Consider the following 17,552-nt stretch of genomic DNA (forward strand, 5'->3'; position numbering starts at 1 on the left):
CCTTAAGGGTGTATAGCGGTGAAGCGGCGCAGTGCCGCCAGATCGAACGGCCAGCCGAGCTCGCGCCCGGCCTCGTCACGCAGCACCGGGATGCGCACCCGGTAGGCGTCAAGCCAGGCCGGGTCGTCGAGAATGTCGCAGCGCCGGGTGATGCTGGCGAGCCCTGCCGTCTCCAGCAGGGCCCAGGCCTCCTCACAGAGGTGACAGCCGTCGGTATGAAACAGGGTCAGCATCAGTCCTTCACATGATGAATGAGCCAGCAGTTGTGGATCTGCGGGTTGCGCTCGAAGTCTTTGGGCAGGGTCTGCTTGCTGATGTTTTGCACCTCAAGGCCCAGATCGGCCACGCCCTCCATGTCCATCTTGAAGTGGCGCTTGTTGTTGGAGAAGACCAGGGTCCCTTCCGGTGCCAGCAGGCGCTTGAGATGGCCGAGCAGGATCAGGTGATCGCGCTGCACATCGAAGGTCGACTCCATCCGCTTGGAGTTGGAGAAGGTAGGCGGGTCGATGAAGATGAGATCGTACTGCCCCTGCGCCTCGCTCAGCCATTGCAGGCAATCTTCCTGCACAAACTGGTGCTGGCGACCGCTCAGACCGTTCAGGCGCATGTTGTCCTGTGCCCAGTTGAGGTAGGTGCGCGACATGTCCACCGTGGTGGTCTCGCGGGCACCGCCCAGCGCAGCATGCACGGTGGCGCTGCCGGTGTAGGCAAACAGGTTGAGGAAACGGGCTCCCTTGGCCATCTCGCCGAGCTTGCGGCGGGTGGTGCGGTGATCGAGGAAGAGCCCCGTATCGAGGTAGTCGTGCAGGTTGACCCAGAGCCTGGCACCGTATTCGTTCACCTCGAAGCGCTGCTTCTCTTCGGCCAGCTTCTGGTACTGCTGTTTGCCTTCCTGGCGCTCGCGCACCTTGAGCACCACCTTCTCCCCGTCCACACCGGTGACGGCGATAGCGGCCTGGACCATGTCGAGCAGGCGCTGGCGGGTCTTCTGGGCCGGGATGTCCTTGGGCGCGGCATACTCCTGCACGACCAGCCAGTCGCGGTAGCGATCGATGGCAGCGTTATATTCGGGCAAGTCCGCGTCATAGAGGCGGTAGCACTCAATCCCCTCTTTCTGGGCCCACTTCTCGAGCCCCTTGAGGTTCTTTTTCAGGCGATTGGCGAAGTCTTCCGCCACCTGCTTGTTCGAGGCAACCGAGTCGAGGGCGATCTGGTAGTTGCGCAGCTGGCACTCGATGCCGCCGTTAAAGAGGCGGTACTGCTTGTCGGCGCGCAGACGCAGGCAGCTCAGCAGCTCCGGCGAGGCCGAAAGGATGGAGACCTTCCACCCCTGGAACTCGCGGCGCAGGGCATCGCCGAGGGCCTGGTGCACCTCGATGAGGGCCGGGAACTCCCCCAAACGCTCGCCGTAGGGCGGGTTACAGATGAGCATGCCCACCTCTTCGGTCCCCTTGAGGGGGTTGGAGAGGTTGACCGCATCGCCAGCGGCGAACTGGATGAGGTGCCCCACCCCGGCCGCCTTGGCATTGGCACGGGCCTTGGCCAGTACCCGCTCGTCGCTGTCGCGGCCAAAGATCTTGCCACCGACGCGACCGAGGCCGCGTTTGGCGCGCACCTGGGCCTCCATCATCAGGCTCTGCCACAGTTCGGGATCGTGGCCGAGCCACTTCTCGAAGCCCCAGCGCGGGCGGTTGAGACCCGGCGCCACGTCGGCGGCCATGAAGGCAGCCTCGATGAGCAGGGTGCCCGAGCCGCACATGGGATCGAGCAGCGCCTCACCGGCCCAGCCACTGCGCAGCAACATGGCGGCGGCCAGGTTCTCTTTGAGCGGCGCCTCGCCGGTGCCCTGGCGGTAGGCACGCTGGTGCAGTGCCGAGCCCGACAGATCCAGGGTGATGTTCACCTTGCCCTTGCCGAGGTGACCGAGGATGCGGATATCCGGCTGCTTCTTGTCCACGTCGGGACGGGCGCTGCTGCGCTTTTGGAAGCGGTCAACGATGGCATCCTTGACCTTGAGCGCGCCGTACTGGGTGTTGCGAATGGAAGCGCTGGTACCGGTGAAGTCCACCGCGATGGACGAGGTGGCCGGAAAGTGTTGCTCCCAGGGCAGGGTATGAACACCCAGATAGAGGTCGAGATCATCCTTGACCGGGAATTCGGCCAGCACCAGCACGATGCGGGAGGCGAGACGGCTCCAGAGACAGGCCTTGTAGGCCTGCTCGAGCTCGCCCTTGAAGTGGACGCCGGCAACGGTCTCACGCACGTCACTCGCGCCAAGACCGGTCAGCTCTTCGGCCAGCAGGCCTTCCAGCCCCTTGGGGCAGGTTGCAAAAAATTGTTTCATCACGCTCACGGGGATGCCATAAAAAGGGCAGCATTATACCCTATTGCCTCCTCGCCACACAGACTCTGAGTGTGACCGGGGACAATAAGGGTGGCTTTAAGAGGGCCGCAACGAGGCGGCCGGAGGAAAAACAGGGCTCAACCAGCCTGACGATAGTCTTGCTGTGGTCGCTGACGCAGACTCATTCGATTATTCATCACCTTGATGACCCCAAAGCGGGGCAGCGACTTGCTGGTCGTCAGTACCAGATCATCGCTCAGGCAGAGGCAGACACTCGCCTGCTCACCAGCCTCGATGACGAGGAATTCACCACGGCCATGGGGGGTCACCATCTCAACCAGCAGCCCCGCCTCGACCATGACTCCCTCCTGCTCTGCGAAGAACCAACTCTGGGGCATCAGGGGCTTGTAAAAACGGGTTACCGCAATGGCATTGAGAACCAGCTGAACCTGATGGGGCACCGACCAGGCAAGATCCTGGGTACGTTCCATCAACTGGTAGTAGAGGGCCGCATCATCGACACAAAAGGGGGCATGAGTAAACGCAGCAGGCACCAGTTGCTTGCCACAATATTCGGTGGCGAACAGCATCTGCTCGGATAAATCGAGCATCAGACGATCAGCCTGATGGTCATAACGCCAGTGCCAGTGATCGTTGGGTGCAATGATCATGGGCGCCCCTTAAACTTGAAAATTGACTCAAATACCATTTTATGCAGAGAGTCAGGTCAATTTCAATTAGCGGGGCGCCCCTTAGTTAAATATTGGTCACAATATCTTTGATTAGTGCCGGCCCCTTGTAAATAAACCCGCTGTATATTTGGACCAGACTGGCTCCTGCGGCCATTTTTTCACGAGCGGCCATGGCACTGTCGATACCCCCTACCCCGATAATCGGCATGGACCCCTTCAGGTGACCTGCGAGCTGACGAATGACCTCTGTGCTGCGCGGCTGCAACGGGCGCCCCGACAGGCCACCGGCCTCCTGGGCATGGGGCATGTCATACACCATCTCCCGGGCCAGGGTGGTATTGGTCGCAATCACCCCGTCCAATTGATGACGAACAAAACAGTCGGCGACCTGTTCAATTTCATCGTCGCTCAGATCCGGAGCAATTTTCACCGTGAGAGGCACATACTTTTTGTAACGTTCGGCCAATTCTTGCTGACGCGCCTTCAAGGATCCCAGCAGATCGTCGAGGGCATCGCCATATTGCAGTTGCCGCAGACCCGGGGTATTGGGTGAAGAAATATTAACCGCAATATAACCCGCATGGTCATACACCTTGTCCATGCAGATCAGATAATCATCCTTGCCATGCTCGAGGGGGGTATCTTTGTTCTTGCCGATATTGATCCCGATGATCCCCTGATAGCGAGCACGTTTTACATTCTCAACCAGGTGGTCAACCCCTTTGTTGTTGAACCCCATTCGGTTGATGATCCCCTCCCCCGGAATGACCCGAAACAACCTTGGCTTGTCATTACCGGCCTGGGGGCGAGGTGTCACCGTGCCCACCTCCACAAAGCCAAACCCCATGGCACCAAAGGCATCGATGCACTCGCCATCCTTGTCCAGACCCGCGGCGAGGCCGACCGGATTGGCAAAATTAAGCCCCATGACGGTGACGGGGCGCGGTGGCAAGGTTTGGCGGAAGAGGCGATCGAGAGGGGTATTTTGGAGGCGGGAGAGCTGTTTGATGGAGAGTTCGTGGGCAACTTCGGGATCGAGCTTGAACAGGAAGTGCCTGGCGAGGGGGTAATACATCGTTGCTCCTTAAAAAAGCCCCGGCACATGCCGGGGCTTGTTCGTCTTATGCCGAGGTACGGCAATTCAACTGGAGCAGGTTCAACTCCCGCAAGGCCACCGAGAACTTGGCGAACTCGTGTGTGCTGGTGGTCTTGAAGTCGGCCAACATATGGGTCCAACGGGACAGGAGTTGCTCATGCTCCGAAATCCAGTCGGCCAGTATGGTACCGCATTCCCCCTGATCTTTGCACCCTTCAAACACCACGGCGGTCAATGCCCGCTGCTGCCAGTCGAGATCCTCGCGAAACGCCGCGCGGGCCATCGCCTGCCAGTGGTTGCCGACCGGCTGGTGGTTGATTTGGGCCAGGAACCAGTGCAGCTCGAGACGGGCACCGAGGCGATAGTAGACATCGGCCACCCGCAGTACATCAACCTGCTGCTCGGCCGCCACCTGGGCCAGATCCAGGCTGGAGAAGAGGCTGCTCATATGCGCCAGCTGGCGGGCGATAGGCTCGGGCACCCCCTCACCGACCAGACGGGCAACCCCCTCCTTGTGCTCTTCCACCTCACTCTCCTCCATCACCTCATAGAGGTGCTCGGAGAGGCTCAGGAAGGCAGGACGGAAGAAGGCGACCGTCTCTTCGATGCTCCAGTTGCGGTTGCGGGTGCGCAGGAACCAGCGGGTCGCCCGGCGCAGGATGCGACGACTGTAGAACATCATCTCGAGCTGAGTCTCGGCACTGACCCGGTTATCGAGCCCCTCGATGCCACGCCACAGGGCATCGAAGCCAAACACCTCGCGGGCCATGGCAAAGCAGATGGCCACCTCGGCCACGCTGGCGCCAGTCTCATCGCGCAGACGGTAGGCGAAGTTGAGACCCATATCGTTGACCAGCATGTTGGCGACCCGGGTTGCGATGATCTCGCGGCGCAGGGGATGCTGCTGCATCGCCTCGCCGAAGCGCTGTTGCAGCTGGGTCGGGAAGCTCTTGACCAGCATACGGGCGAGGAAAGGATCCTCGGTCACCTCGGGTGTATTGAGCTGCTCTTTGAGCACCATCTTGCCGTAGGCAACCAGCACTGACAGCTCTGGGCGAGTCAACCCCTGGCCTGCGGCCATGCGTTCGGAGAGCTCCTCGTCGCTCGGCAGATGCTCGAGGGCGCGATCCAGCTTGCCCTCACGCTCCAGAGCCTGAATGAAGCGCTGCTGCTCCTTGATCTGTTCATCGCCACGATAGCGGGTCACCGAGATGGACTGGGACTGACGATAGGCGTTGGTCAGCACTATCTGGGCCACCTCGTCGGTCATCTCGTAGAGCATCTGATTGCGCTGCTTGACGGTCAGATCCCCGGCATCGACCAACTGGTTGAGCAGGATCTTGATGTTCACCTCGTTGTCGGAGCAGTCCACCCCCCCCACGTTATCGGTGAAGTCGGTGTTGAGACGGCCGCCGTTCATGGCGTACTCGATGCGCCCCTGCTGGGTGAAGCCGAGGTTCCCCCCCTCGCCCACGATGCGCGCCTTGAGCTCGCCACCGTTGACTCGCAGGGCATCGTTGCTGCGATCCCCTACCTCGGCGTGGCTCTCCTTGCGGCTCTTCACATAGGTGCCGATGCCACCGTTCCAGAGCAGATCCACATCGAGACACAGCAGCGCCTTGATGAGCTCGTTGGGGGTCATGGTGTCGCGCTCGGTGTGGAGCAGCCCCTTCATCTCATCTGACAGCTTGATGGACTTGGCCGAGCGCAGGAAGATGCCGCCGCCCTGGGAGATGAGCGACTTGTCGTAGTCATCCCAGGTGGAGGTGGGCAGATCGAACAGACGCTGGCGCTCGGCAAAACTCTTGGCCGCATCCGGGGTGGGATCGACAAAGATGTGCATGTGGTTAAACGCCCCCACCAGACGGGTGTGCTCGGAGAGCAGCATGCCGTTGCCGAAGACATCCCCCGCCATGTCGCCAATCCCGACGCAGGTGAAATCGGAGCTCTGGCAGTCGACCCCCATCTCGCGGAAGTGGCGCTTGACCGATTCCCAGGCGCCGCGGGCCGTGATCCCCATCTTCTTGTGGTCGTAACCGACCGAGCCGCCGGAGGCGAACGCATCACCCAGCCAGTGGCCATACTCGAGGCTGATCTCGTTGGCGATGTCGGAGAAGGTGGCGGTGCCCTTGTCGGCGGCGACCACCAGGTAGTAGTCATCCTCGTCGTGGCGCACCACGTCTCTGGGCGGGATCACCTCCCCCTTGATGATGTTGTCGGTCACATCCAGGAGGCCGCGGATGAAGAGGCGATAGCAGGCCTTGCCCTCCTCCTGAATGGCGGCGCGGTTGGCCCCGACCGGCATCTGCTTGCAGTAGAAGCCGCCCTTGGCCCCGACCGGCACAATCACGGTGTTCTTCACCTGCTGCGCCTTGACCAGACCCAGTACCTCGGTACGGAAGTCCTCCTTGCGATCGGACCAGCGCAGGCCACCCCGGGCCACCTTGCCCCAGCGCAGGTGTACCCCCTCGACCCGGGGCGAATAAACGAAGATCTCGAACTTGGGCAGCGGCAGCGGCATGTCGGTGATAGAGGCCGGAGCCAGTTTGAAGGAGATATAGGGCTTGTCGAGACCGGCCTTATCCTTCTGGTAGAAGTTGGTGCGAAGGGTCGCCTCGATCATCTCCATAAAGCGGCGGATGATGCGATCATCATCAAGGTTGGCCACCTGATCCAGACGGTGGATGAGATCCCCGTGCAGCTTCTCGAGGGCGTGCTCGTTGCGTTCGATGGCCGGGTTCATCCGCTGCTCGAACAAGTCGAACAGACGGCGGGCAATCTCGGGATAACGGTTGAGGGTCTCCTCGATATAGGCCTGGCTGAAGGTGACACCGGTCTGGCGCATGTACTTGGCATAGGCACGCAGCACCGACACCTGGCGACCACAGAGCCCCCCCCCGAGTACCAGACGGTTGAAACCGTCATCCTCGAGGCGCTTCTCCCATACGGCGGCAAAGGCCTCCTGGAAGCGGGTCTGGCACTCCTCCAGATCGAGCGCCTTGCCGGTGAAGGTCATGGCGAAATCGAGCACCCAGAACACCTCACCGGCACCGTTACGCACCTGATAGGGCGTTTCACCGATCACCCGCAGCCCCATGTTCTCGAGCATGGGGAGCACGTCAGAGAGGTGGATAGGCTCATTGCGGTGGAACAGCTTGAGACGGACCTTCTGGGCGTCGCTCTCCTCCTGGGGTCGGTAGAAGAGCATGCCGAGGGGAGTCTCCTCGGAGAGAGACTCGAGCTGAATGATGTCGGCCACGGCAGAGCCGGGCAGCACGTCCTCTTTATACGCACGGGGGAAGGCAGCACTGAAACGGCGACGCAACAGGTTGCCACGAGTCTCACCAAAGTGGGAAAGCAGTACGGTATCGAGACGATCGTCCCAGCTGCGGGCAGCCTCGATGAGGTTGGTCTGGATCTCGTTCACATCCACATCCACGTTATTGTTATTGACGCGCACTATGTAGTGGGTGCGGGCCAGCACCCCTTCGGTGAAGTAGACGTTGAACTCCACCTCCTCCTCGCTGCCGAAGTACTGCTGCAACACCTGCTGGGTCTTGACCCGCAGGGCAGTGTTGTAGCGCTCCTTGGTCACATAGACCATGCAGGAGAAGAAGCGGCCGTAGACATCACGGCGCACAAACAGGCGCAGCATGTCGCGCTCTTGCATCTCGAGCACCCCGAGCCCGGTGTCGAGCAGCTCCTCATCGCTGGCCTGGATCAGCTCATCACGCGGGTAGGTCTCGAGGACGTTGAGCAGCGCCTTGTAGGCATGAGAGCCCTTCTCGAAGCCGGAAGCCCCCATGATGCGCTCCACCTTGTGGCTGATGAGTGGGATCTGGGTGGCACTGGTGTTGTAGATAGAAGAGGCATAGAGGCCGATGAAGCGATCTTCACCCACCACCTTGCCATGCTCGTCGAAGCGCTTGATGCCGATGTAATCGATATAGGCGGGGCGATGAACCCGGGACTTGCTGTTGGACTTGGTCAGGATCAGCAACTCCTGGCTCAGGGCCGCATGGCGGGCACTGGCCGGCATGGTGCCAAGGCGCATGCCCCCTTCCTTGATGGAGTTCTTCATCAGACCCAGACTGGAGCCGGCCACCGGGGTGATCTCGTGATCCCCTTCAACCCCCTTGACGTCGTAGCGGCGATAGCCCATCAGGGTGAAGTTGTGGGCTGCAACCCACTTGAGGAAGGTCACCGCCGTCTCGCGCTGTGCCTTGGTGTGGGGCGAGGGACGCTTGGGCAACTCATCGATGATGGCCTGCAGACGCTCCTGCATGGGGAGCCAGTCGCTAACGGCCAGTGCCACCTCTCCCGCAACAGAGTGGAGCTCGGCACTGAGCGCCTCCATCTGGGCTTCGTCGGTCAGGTGATCGATCTCGACCAGAAAGGCCGTCTCGACCGAGGTCTGGCCATCGATGTTGTCGATCCCAAGAATATCGGTGATCTCGCCATCCTTGCCACGCACCAGGTGCAGCGGCTGGTGGAGCATCATGTGTGCGGTGATCCCGAGGCGCTTGAGGGCCATGCGGAAAGAGTCGACCAGGAAGGGGCTGTCCTGCACGATCAGCTCGACGATGGTGTGGGGAGATTGCCAGCCATGGCGCGTCAGTTCGGGGTTATAGACCCGAATATGGGGAGTCGTCTCCTTGCGCCGGTTAAGGGCGTTCCAGAGACTGATAGCGGCGCCATAGAGATCGCTGTCGTTGCGATCGACCAGATCGTCGCTGCCCATGTTGCCATAGAACTTGGCGACGAAGCGCTCCACCAGAGAGGCACTCTTGTTGGGCAGTTTCTGATTAACGAGTTGGATGACGTTTTCGAGCAGGACGGAAACGGGTGCGTCTTTCAAAGCCATTTGTTGTTTTCCTTAGCGGACTTCACACCGCAAACGGCAACAAGGTGCCGCGCTGGGTACAAGGGTCAGCGCGAGTGTAATCCCAAGCATGTAACAAGGCGAGCCAAGGTGATAACAGTTTGTTAAAACTTAGGGCAAGATCACGGCGCCGTTTGTCAGATATGCTGCCAAGGGCGTTAACTGACAGGAAAAGCAACTGGCCCGACCGCCCTTTGACCGCAGGGGTGTCGGCAGGAGTGGGTAAAATGTGAGCAGATTGTTACGACAACCGCTCCAGACTGAGAAAGCGATGATCATCCTGGGTTTTAAGCAGAAAACGGCCATAGACGCCGCTCTGATTGACGAAGGGTCTGAGTTTGTCGGCAGAGAGCTCAAGCACCAGTCCCTGCTCGCTGCGCACCACCAGTTTGCGCACCTCCCCCCGATAGAGGCGCAGGATCTCATCGGCAGGCAGGCTGAGGCGAAACGTGTACTGTTTCATGACAGCTCCTAAGAAAGCGGGCGACTGGCGCCCGCCTGGATTTCCTTACATCTTGAGCGCTTTATCGATCTTCTCGAAGAGATCCGCCGCCAGGTTGGGCAGGGCGGCGAGTCGCTCCAGCTCGGCACGCACCAGGGCCTTGCGCCCAGCATCGAGCCGCTTGAACTGGATAAGCGGTGTGATCATGCGCGATGCGGTCTGCGGGTTGACCTCGTTGAGCACCACCAACTGATCCGCCAGGAAGCGGTAACCACTGCCATCTTTGGCATGAAACTGCACCGGGTTGCCAGCCGCGAAGCTGCCGATCAACGCTCGCACCCGGTTCGGGTTACGAATGCTGAACGTCGGGTGCGCCATGGCGCTGCGGATCCCGGCCAACGCATCACTCGCAGGCTTGCTACCCACCAGACGCAGCCAGTTATCGAGCACCAGACCATCGTGAGCCCACTTGGCTTCAAACTCGGCCATCAAACGCGCCCGACAAGGCAGCAGGAAACCGTTGGCCACCTGCAACGCCGCCAGCAGATCCGTCATGTTATCGCTCTGATCGGCCTGGGCCGCCACCAGAGCATCGGCTCTGTCCCCATCCCGGGCTACCCGGTAACCGAGCAGCACATTACGCAGGGTACGGCGCGCGGCAGCCTCGTGGCTGTTCTCGTAACGCTCGGCCTTGAGGGCGTCGTGCAGCTCATCGAGTCGGGAGCCAAAGGCCACGGCCAGGGCATGCCGAAGCCCATGACGAACCTGATGGATGGCATCGACATCGGCGGTCTCGAACTGCTCAAACAGTGTCCCTTCACCCGGCAAGGTCAACAACTCGGCCTTGAAGGCAGGCTCGAGGGTATCGTCGCCCAGCACGGCCGTGAACGCCTCCAGCAAGGCCGGTGAGAAGACGATATCCTCCCCTTGCGCCAAACGGGTCACATTGCTGATCACGGCCTGATTGACCAGGGTCTGGGCCGCATCCCAACGGGCAAATTCATTGCGGGCATGAGCGATGAGGAAGGTCAGGGCCTCCTCCGAATAGGGATAATCGAGCCGCACCGGCGCCGAGAAGTCACACAACAAGGAGATGATCGGGCGCTCTGACAGGCCGTCGAAGAGGAAGGTCTGTTCGCACTCCAGAACATCCAGCACCGGGTGCAGCTGCTGACCGGCCCGCTGCAGTGGCAAGCGGCCACCATCCCGGCCATACAGCTCGATGGCCAGCGGAATATGCAAAGGGAGCTTCTCGGCCTGATCCAGCGTGGCCGGGGTATGCTGGGTGACATGAAGACGATACTCACCGCTGGCGGCATCGAACTCGTCGCGCACGGTCAACTCGGGCGTCCCCGATTGACTGTACCAGCGACGAAAACGGCCCAGATCGACCCCGGATGCCTCTTCCATGGCACAGACGAAGTCTTCACAGGTGGCGGCCGTACCATCATGGCGCTCGAAATAGAGACGCATCCCGGCCTGGAACTTCTCCTCGCCGAGCAGGGTGTGCATCATGCGGATCACCTCTGAACCTTTCTCATAGACGGTCAGGGTGTAGAAGTTGTTCATCTCGATCACCACATCGGGGCGGATCGGGTGGGCCATGGGGCCTGCATCCTCGGCAAACTGGGGGCCACGGATGGTGCGCACGTTATTGATGCGGTTGACCGGTCGGGAGCCGACATCGGAGGAGAACTCCTGATCGCGGAACACGGTCAAGCCCTCCTTGAGGCTGAGCTGGAACCAGTCGCGGCAAGTGACCCGGTTACCGGTCCAGTTGTGGAAGTACTCGTGAGCGATGACCCGCTCGATACCGTGATAATCGAGATCGGTGGCGGTGGCCGGGTTGGCCAGCACAAACTTGGAGTTGAAGATGTTCAGCCCCTTGTTTTCCATCGCCCCCATGTTGAAGAAGTCGACGGCCACGATCATATAGATATCGAGATCGTATTCGAGACCGAAACGCTCCTCATCCCACTTCATCGCCTTCTTCAGGCTCTCCATGGCGAAATCGGCACGCTCAAGATTGCCCTTGTCGACGAAGATCTCGAGGGCAACCTGACGGCCGGAGCGCGTGACATAGTGATCGCGCAGCACATCGAAGTCACCGGCGACCAGGGCGAACAGGTAGCTGGGCTTGGGGAAGGGATCTTGCCACTGAACGAAGTGACGCCCTCCGTCGAGGTCACCGCTGGCCACCTTGTTACCGTTGGAGAGCAGATACGGATACTTGCCTTTGTCGGCCGTGATGCGTGTGCTGTAGCGTGCCAGTATGTCGGGACGATCGAGATAATAGGTAATGCGCCGAAACCCTTCGGCCTCACACTGGGTGCAGAAGGCATCACCGGATTTGTACAGCCCTTCCAGCGCCGTGTTGGCGGCGGGATCGATTTCGGTCTCTATGGTCAGTACAAATTCGGCCGGCAGGTTCGCAAGCTCGAGCCCGCCAGGCAGCAATCGGTAATCCCCAAAGGGACGCCCGTCGATGGCGACGGTGATGAGCTCCATTTCGTCCCCGTCGAGCCGTAACGGCTCGTTGTGCTCGCCATTACGACGAACACGGGAGATAGCAGTCACCCGGGTCTTCTCCTCCCCCAGCTGAACATCGAGATCGATGGTGTCGATCAGATAGTGGGGAGCCTGATAATCCAGGCGATACTTGGCCGCAACGGCCTCAGTCGTGTGTGTCATTATTGTTTGCTTCCACGCTTATGTTGACCGTCAAAGGCTGTCACAGCCACCCGGTCCGGTCAACGGTTTCATCCTTCCCCCGAGCGCTATTGCCCCTGCTTTGCGCACGTTTCTCATCCGGGTTGCAGACGGTTGGATGTTGTTAACTCACACACTTGTGTGATGGCATATCTATTTTATAGGTAAATAGACTGGGCGAGAGCGCCTTGCGAGTAGCCCCGGCACCTACTGAGCGCCCTCTCTTGCAAAGTGATAGATCCATCCATCATTCATCTGCGCCTGCGGTTCAACCAGCTCGGGTAGCGCTTCACAGCCCCCTTTACTGGCCTGCTGCAATGCCATCAGGGCGCACAGTGCCGCATCGTAAGGGTCTGTCCCAGGTACCAGATGTGACGGCAGATGAGGACGCAACTCTGGCCAGGCCTCACTGCCTCTGCCTGCGACCTTGGCAAGCGCCGGATACACCTCAATGGCCGAGTGCCCCTCCCCTTGCACGAGAGCAGGCAAGATCGCCATGGCCAGGGTGGCGTTGTTACCCAGTCTGTCGAAGCTCGCCGAGAGGGGTTTCTTCCGGTATTGGCGATAGAGCCAACGGTCACAATCGCGATAGGCATAGGGGTTGTCTATCTCACGCTCCGGGATGTGACGAGGCCCCTGCCCTGCTCGCAGCAAGTCGACGAAGGCGGCTGGAAACGTGAGCGGAGCGTCAATCCCCAGGGTGACACACGGGTGAGCCAGTACCCGCTCGAGCAGCGGTGACTCGGGCAAGGCGGGAGCAAGCAGGGTACGCAAGTTGGGCTCACAGCGAGAGCTCAGACGAAAGAGCGGTGAGATACCAAGCCAGTCTAAGGGGCGACCCGGCGACCAGCCAACGACGGCAACCGCCTGAGCCTTGCCTTGCCACCCCCGTACATCCCAGCCAATACCGATGGCCTGCCATTGCTCATGTTGTTGCATCACACCTCCTCAAAGAGGCAGGAGAGTAGCGAAGAGCGCTCCCCTTTAGAAGGTATTCTTGCCATAACCCGGTACTCTCCCATTTGAAAGTACCCACCGCTGGGCCTAAAATGTCGCGCTTTGCACCCATTCGGACACAATCATGGAAACATTCAACCTGGAAGGCCACCCCCACGTCGAGCTGTGCGATCTGCTCAAGCATCTGGGATGGGCCGATAGCGGTGGACAGGCCAAACAGCTTATCGCCGAAGGCCTGGTCGAGGTCGATGGTCAGGTCGATACCCGCAAACGCGGCAAGATCCGCGCCGAGCAGGTGGTCAACTTCAACGGAATGAAGGCCGTTATCAAGCCGTGATCAGGCAGCCTTGAGCGATAACACCAGCTCAAAGCGAGCCATCGGCTCATCACCATCCCGCTCCGGACAGGTGGCCACCACCTCGATGGGGCGGTTGATCCGCTGCCCCGTGGCAATAGATTCCTCGATCATGGCGTCGATCTGCTCGCCGGCCGCACTGTAGAAGCGCACATCCGCCTCCGGGCGACGAATAAACTCTCCCGCCACACTCTTGAAGGCAAAGTGCACCTTGCGCTTGCGCTGACGACCCTTCTCCATGACCAGCAGGCCTCCGGCCAGATCGGCTCCGGTGGCAAGGGCACCAAAATACATGCTGCCCAGGTGGTTGCGGGTACGCCAACCGAGCGGGATCCGGATGGCCAGCTCCCTGGCATTAATGGTTTCGATGATCGGGGCGCAAAAACCGATGAGGGGAATGTAGCGCCACACGAAGAGGCGCAAGGCCAGATTGGTCTTGAAACGTTGCAGATCCATGGCAACTGATCCGATGAGTTGATGTTACGGAGATGTTGCCTGCATCGAATGGGGAATGCAAGCCGCCACTCGGGCGGCCTGCCACCTCAGGCTCGGCGCCCCTCCAGTTCGCGCCAGGCCCCCTGACTTTGCATATCGAACAGATGCGCATAATGGCCCCCTTTAGCCATCAGGGCATCATGGGTCCCCCTCTCCTGCACCTGGCCGCGCGAGAGCAGCAGGATCTCGTCGGCATCAACGATGGTCGAGAGGCGGTGCGCAACGGCGATCGTGGTACGCCCGCGTCTGGCATTGACCAGCGCCATCGAGAGGGCGGCTTCGGTCTGGGAATCCACGCTGGCCGTGGCCTCATCAAGGATGAGGATGCGCGGGTTACAGGCCAAGGCCCTTGCAAACGAGAGCAGTTGCCGTTGTCCGGCCGAGAGGTTTTTTCCCCCCTCGTCGAGCTCGCTATCAAGTCCCTGAGGCAGCGAACGAACGAAGTGATCGAGTTGAACCTCAGCCAGCACCTGCCAGAGGCGTTGCTCGTCAATGCCCTCACGGCCCAGTCTGATGTTGTCGGCCAGGGTGCCCGCAAAGATAAAGGGATCTTGCTGAACAAGCCCCATCTGCCTCCTGACACCAGCCAGCCCCAGCTCCCCAAGCGGGCGACCGTCGAGTCGTATCTCTCCCCTGCCCGCAGGGTAATAGCCCATCAGCAGGCTGATGATGGTGCTCTTGCCGCTACCGGTGTGCCCCACCAGCGCGAGCATCTCTCCCGGCGAGATCTCGAAATCGACCTCGCTCAACACCGGCTGTACTCCGTCATAGGAGAAACCCACCCCGTCGAATGCCACCCTGCCGGCCAGCAGGATGTCGGCTCCTGCACTGGGCTCACGCACCTCATCGAGCAGCTCGAAGACCCGTTCACCGGCCACCATGGATTGCTGTAACTGGCCCAGCTGATTGGTGATCTCGATGATGGGCTCGATCATCCGCCCCAAATAGCTGATAAAGGCGTAGAGCACCCCCACCTGCACGGCACCGCTCCCCTGCCCTTCCCAGGCAAAGAGGCTCAGCAATCCCACCAGCACCAGCATATAGAGCAGGTCGATGAGGGGGCGCAACAAGAGACCATTGATCTTCAAACCACGCAGCCGAGCCTCACGATGCTCCCCATTGACTTTGGCAAACTCTTCGGCAAAACGGCGCTCCTGCACCAGTGTCTGGATCACCGTCATTCCCTGCAGCGATTCGTTGAGCCGACTGTTGATATCAGAGAGGAGACTACGAGTTGCCCGCACAACAGGTACACTCCAGCGCTGATAGAGCCACATGATGGCCCCCACCGAAGGCACCAGAGCCGCACACACCAGCATCAGGCGCAGATCGAGCAAGGCCATGGAGCAGAGGATGGCAAACAGCAACACCAGCTTTTGTACGAATTGGCCGATCACCTGCACATAAAGGTTCATGATCGCCTCGGTATCGTTGGTGATACGCGAAATGAGTGCCCCGGAGCGGTGCTTGTCAAAATAGCTGGCCGGCAGACGGATCGCCGTGGCGAAGACCTGCTCTCGCAAGCGCTGAACCACCGCCTGGGCGATATGATTGAACTGCAGGGACTGACGATAGAAACCCAGTGCCGAGAGCAGTTGCAGCGTCAGATAAGCCAACGCCAGGGTAGCGACGGCCGACCCTACCATCTGACGCGGCGCCAGATAATCATCGATAAAGAGCTTAATGAGCAGCGGCCCTGCCACTTCGGCCGCCGTGGCCAACATCAGCCATCCCAAGCCACGAATGAGCCAGCCTCTGTGCTCGAGGGCATAGGCGAGCAGGCGTTTAACGGTTGAATTCATGCCTCCTCCTCTTCGAGCCTCTGATAACGGACCATGTCGGCATACCACCCCCCCTGACTCATCAAGGCCGGGTGAGTGCCGCGCTGGGTTACCTCCCCCTCATCGAGCACCAAGATCTCATCGGCCTGCTCGACTGCGGTCATGCGGTGAGAGGCGATAAGCAGGGTCCGCTTCTGCCGATGGAGCGCATGCAGAATATGTTGCTCCGTATGGGCATCGACTGCCGAGAGGGCGTCATCGAGCAACAGGATGGGTGCCTCCATCAGCAGGGCTCTGGCAATGGCGATCCGCTGCTTCTGTCCTCCCGAGAGCGTGATCCCTTTCTCACCCACTTCGGTCTCATAACCCCTTGGAAAACGGACTATCTCATCGTGGATGCAGGCGATACGTGCCACCGTCTCCACCTCTGCCGCCGAGGCATCGGGACGCCCCAGAGCGATGTTACCCCGTATGGTGGTCGAGAAGAGGAAAGGCTCCTGGGGTACATAGGCCAGCTGATGACGCAGCTCCCCCAGCGAAAGCTCAGGGAGCGGGATGCCATTCATGGTAATGCGCCCCGTATCGGGATCGGCCAGGCGCAGCAGCAACCGGATAAGCGAGCTCTTGCCGGCACCGGTACGACCCACCACCCCAATCATGGAGCCTTCAGCCAGGGAGAAGTGGATATCCCGAAGCAAGGTGCGCCCCTCACGACTCCAACCGACCCGCTCCAGAGTCAGTGGCCAGGGCTGCCGGCATGGCTGGGCAAGGGCCGGCTCGGCGATGGCTCCGCTCTCGGCCAGCAGGGTCTCGATACGGCTATAGGCCGCACTCCCGCGCTCGATGATGTTAAAAAGCCAAGCAATGGCGAACATGGGCCAGATGAGTTGGCCCAGATACATGGTAAAGCTGGTCAACTCCCCCAAAGTGAGATGCTCTTGCACCACCAGATACCCGCCGCCGGCCACGGCCAGAAAATAGGAGGCGCCGATACAGAGATAGATAACAGGATCAAACTTGGCATCGATACGGGCAACCGCCATGTTGCGCTGTCCGGCCTGACGGGTCAGTTCGGCAAAGGTGCGATCCTCCAATGCCTCTACCGCGTAGGATTTGAGTACGCGCACCCCGGATAGCGCCTCCTGAGTCTTGTTGTTGAGGCGCGAGAAGGCGGCCTGTGCCTCTTTGAACTCCCGGTAAATCTGTTTGCCAAAGCGATTCATGCATAACGCCATGACAGGCAGGGGGAGCAGAGAGAGCAGGGTCAGCTGCCAGGAGTACTGGGTTGCCATGATCCCCAACACCAGAGCGCCGACGATAAAAGAGTCCACCAGCGTCAGCACCCCTTCACCGGCCGTCATCTCCACCGCCTGAATGTCGTTGGTGGCATGCGCCATCAGGGAGCCGGTGCGGTGGCGTTGATAAAAGTCCGGGCTCATGGCCAGGAAATGGGTAAAGAGCCGGTTGCGAAGCACATAAGCCAACCGGTATGAGGCGCCAAACAGGGTGACACGCCACACATAGCGCAAGCCGTAGATGCAAAGCCCCAGCAGTAACAAGAGACCCAGATAACCCCAGAGATCCACCAGCAGGGCTCCCCCCGTGGTCACGCGATCCACGACTATGCCGACGATCCGGGGTGGAATGGCCGTGAGCAGGGCCACCAGCATCAACAGCGTGATAGCGAGCAGATAACGACGCCACTGCTCACGAAAAAACCAGCGCAAACGCAGAAAAATGGTCACAACCACCTCTTGGACGGATCAGAGTGACCCTATTGTAAGGCGTCATGAATAAAA

The 17,552-nt window shown here is 60.2% G+C and carries 12 protein-coding genes; 1 reads left to right on the forward strand and 11 read right to left on the reverse strand.

The window, feature by feature from the left end:
* Positions 1-2: 2 nt before the first annotated feature.
* The 8 genes from BN1133_RS02070 to BN1133_RS02105 form a co-directional block, all read right to left on the reverse strand.
* Entirely contained in the window at positions 3-233 is a 231-nt protein-coding gene (locus tag BN1133_RS02070) for a glutaredoxin family protein (RefSeq protein WP_050664895.1), read from the reverse strand.
* Positions 233-2,344, reverse strand: a complete 2,112-nt coding sequence (rlmKL, locus tag BN1133_RS02075; RefSeq protein ID WP_050664896.1) for a bifunctional 23S rRNA (guanine(2069)-N(7))-methyltransferase RlmK/23S rRNA (guanine(2445)-N(2))-methyltransferase RlmL — start codon at positions 2,342-2,344, stop codon at positions 233-235. The genes BN1133_RS02070 and rlmKL overlap by 1 nt, the downstream gene beginning before the upstream one ends.
* 137 nt (positions 2,345-2,481) lie before the next feature.
* Positions 2,482-3,015 carry a cell division protein ZapC gene (locus BN1133_RS02080; RefSeq protein WP_050664897.1) on the reverse strand — a complete coding sequence of 178 codons (534 nt, stop codon included), beginning with the start codon at positions 3,013-3,015 and terminating at the stop codon, positions 2,482-2,484.
* 85 nt (positions 3,016-3,100) lie between these two features.
* Positions 3,101-4,111: a quinone-dependent dihydroorotate dehydrogenase gene (pyrD, locus tag BN1133_RS02085; RefSeq protein ID WP_050664898.1), complete on the reverse strand. Its 1,011-nt coding sequence runs from the start codon at positions 4,109-4,111 to the stop codon at positions 3,101-3,103.
* A gap of 46 nt (positions 4,112-4,157) precedes the next feature.
* On the reverse strand, positions 4,158-8,996 hold the full coding sequence (locus BN1133_RS02090; protein ID WP_050664899.1) for an NAD-glutamate dehydrogenase: 4,839 nt from the start codon (positions 8,994-8,996) through the stop codon (positions 4,158-4,160).
* A 259-nt stretch (positions 8,997-9,255) separates the two neighbouring features.
* Complete coding sequence (locus tag BN1133_RS02095; protein WP_050664900.1) at positions 9,256-9,477, reverse strand: DUF2835 domain-containing protein; 222 nt, start codon at positions 9,475-9,477, stop codon at positions 9,256-9,258.
* 45 nt (positions 9,478-9,522) lie between these two features.
* Positions 9,523-12,147 (reverse strand): aminopeptidase N, encoded by a 2,625-nt coding sequence (gene pepN / locus BN1133_RS02100; RefSeq protein ID WP_050664901.1) that lies wholly within the window; start codon positions 12,145-12,147, stop codon positions 9,523-9,525.
* Positions 12,148-12,372: 225 nt separating this feature from the next.
* Complete coding sequence (locus BN1133_RS02105; RefSeq protein ID WP_050664902.1) at positions 12,373-13,104, reverse strand: DUF429 domain-containing protein; 732 nt, start codon at positions 13,102-13,104, stop codon at positions 12,373-12,375.
* Between the two features lie 142 nt (positions 13,105-13,246).
* On the opposite strand from BN1133_RS02105, the gene ybcJ reads away from it, so the two are divergent.
* Positions 13,247-13,459, forward strand: coding sequence for a ribosome-associated protein YbcJ (gene ybcJ / locus BN1133_RS02110; protein WP_050664903.1), 213 nt, complete (start codon positions 13,247-13,249; stop codon positions 13,457-13,459).
* Here ybcJ and BN1133_RS02115 read toward each other — a convergent pair whose 3' ends face one another.
* From BN1133_RS02115 to BN1133_RS02125, 3 genes are all read right to left on the reverse strand, one after another.
* Positions 13,460-13,933 carry a DUF4442 domain-containing protein gene (locus BN1133_RS02115; RefSeq protein ID WP_050664904.1) on the reverse strand — a complete coding sequence of 158 codons (474 nt, stop codon included), beginning with the start codon at positions 13,931-13,933 and terminating at the stop codon, positions 13,460-13,462. It lies immediately after the preceding gene.
* 86 nt (positions 13,934-14,019) lie between these two features.
* Entirely contained in the window at positions 14,020-15,774 is a 1,755-nt protein-coding gene (locus tag BN1133_RS02120) for an ABC transporter transmembrane domain-containing protein (RefSeq protein ID WP_050664905.1), read from the reverse strand.
* Entirely contained in the window at positions 15,771-17,498 is a 1,728-nt protein-coding gene (locus BN1133_RS02125; protein WP_050664906.1) for an ABC transporter transmembrane domain-containing protein, read from the reverse strand. The genes BN1133_RS02120 and BN1133_RS02125 overlap by 4 nt, the downstream gene beginning before the upstream one ends.
* Between the last annotated feature and the right edge of the window lie 54 nt (positions 17,499-17,552).

This window comes from Aeromonas schubertii, assembly GCF_000820105.1.
Lineage (GTDB): Bacteria > Pseudomonadota > Gammaproteobacteria > Enterobacterales > Aeromonadaceae > Aeromonas > Aeromonas schubertii.

Excerpts from the sequence above, each read along its gene's own strand:
- BN1133_RS02095 (WP_050664900.1), bottom strand. The coding sequence starts at position 9,477 with ATGAAACAGTACACGTTTCGCCTCAGCCTGCCTGCCGATGAGATCCTG.
- pyrD (WP_050664898.1), bottom strand. The coding sequence starts at position 4,111 with ATGTATTACCCCCTCGCCAGGCACTTCCTGTTCAAGCTCGATCCCGAA.
- BN1133_RS02105 (WP_050664902.1), bottom strand. The coding sequence starts at position 13,104 with ATGCAACAACATGAGCAATGGCAGGCCATCGGTATTGGCTGGGATGTA.
- BN1133_RS02090 (WP_050664899.1), bottom strand. The coding sequence starts at position 8,996 with ATGGCTTTGAAAGACGCACCCGTTTCCGTCCTGCTCGAAAACGTCATC.
- BN1133_RS02120 (WP_050664905.1), bottom strand. The coding sequence starts at position 15,774 with ATGAATTCAACCGTTAAACGCCTGCTCGCCTATGCCCTCGAGCACAGA.
- BN1133_RS02115 (WP_050664904.1), bottom strand. The coding sequence starts at position 13,933 with ATGGATCTGCAACGTTTCAAGACCAATCTGGCCTTGCGCCTCTTCGTG.
- ybcJ (WP_050664903.1), top strand. The coding sequence starts at position 13,247 with ATGGAAACATTCAACCTGGAAGGCCACCCCCACGTCGAGCTGTGCGAT.
- BN1133_RS02080 (WP_050664897.1), bottom strand. The coding sequence starts at position 3,015 with ATGATCATTGCACCCAACGATCACTGGCACTGGCGTTATGACCATCAG.
- BN1133_RS02070 (WP_050664895.1), bottom strand. The coding sequence starts at position 233 with ATGCTGACCCTGTTTCATACCGACGGCTGTCACCTCTGTGAGGAGGCC.
- pepN (WP_050664901.1), bottom strand. The coding sequence starts at position 12,147 with ATGACACACACGACTGAGGCCGTTGCGGCCAAGTATCGCCTGGATTAT.
- rlmKL (WP_050664896.1), bottom strand. The coding sequence starts at position 2,344 with ATGAAACAATTTTTTGCAACCTGCCCCAAGGGGCTGGAAGGCCTGCTG.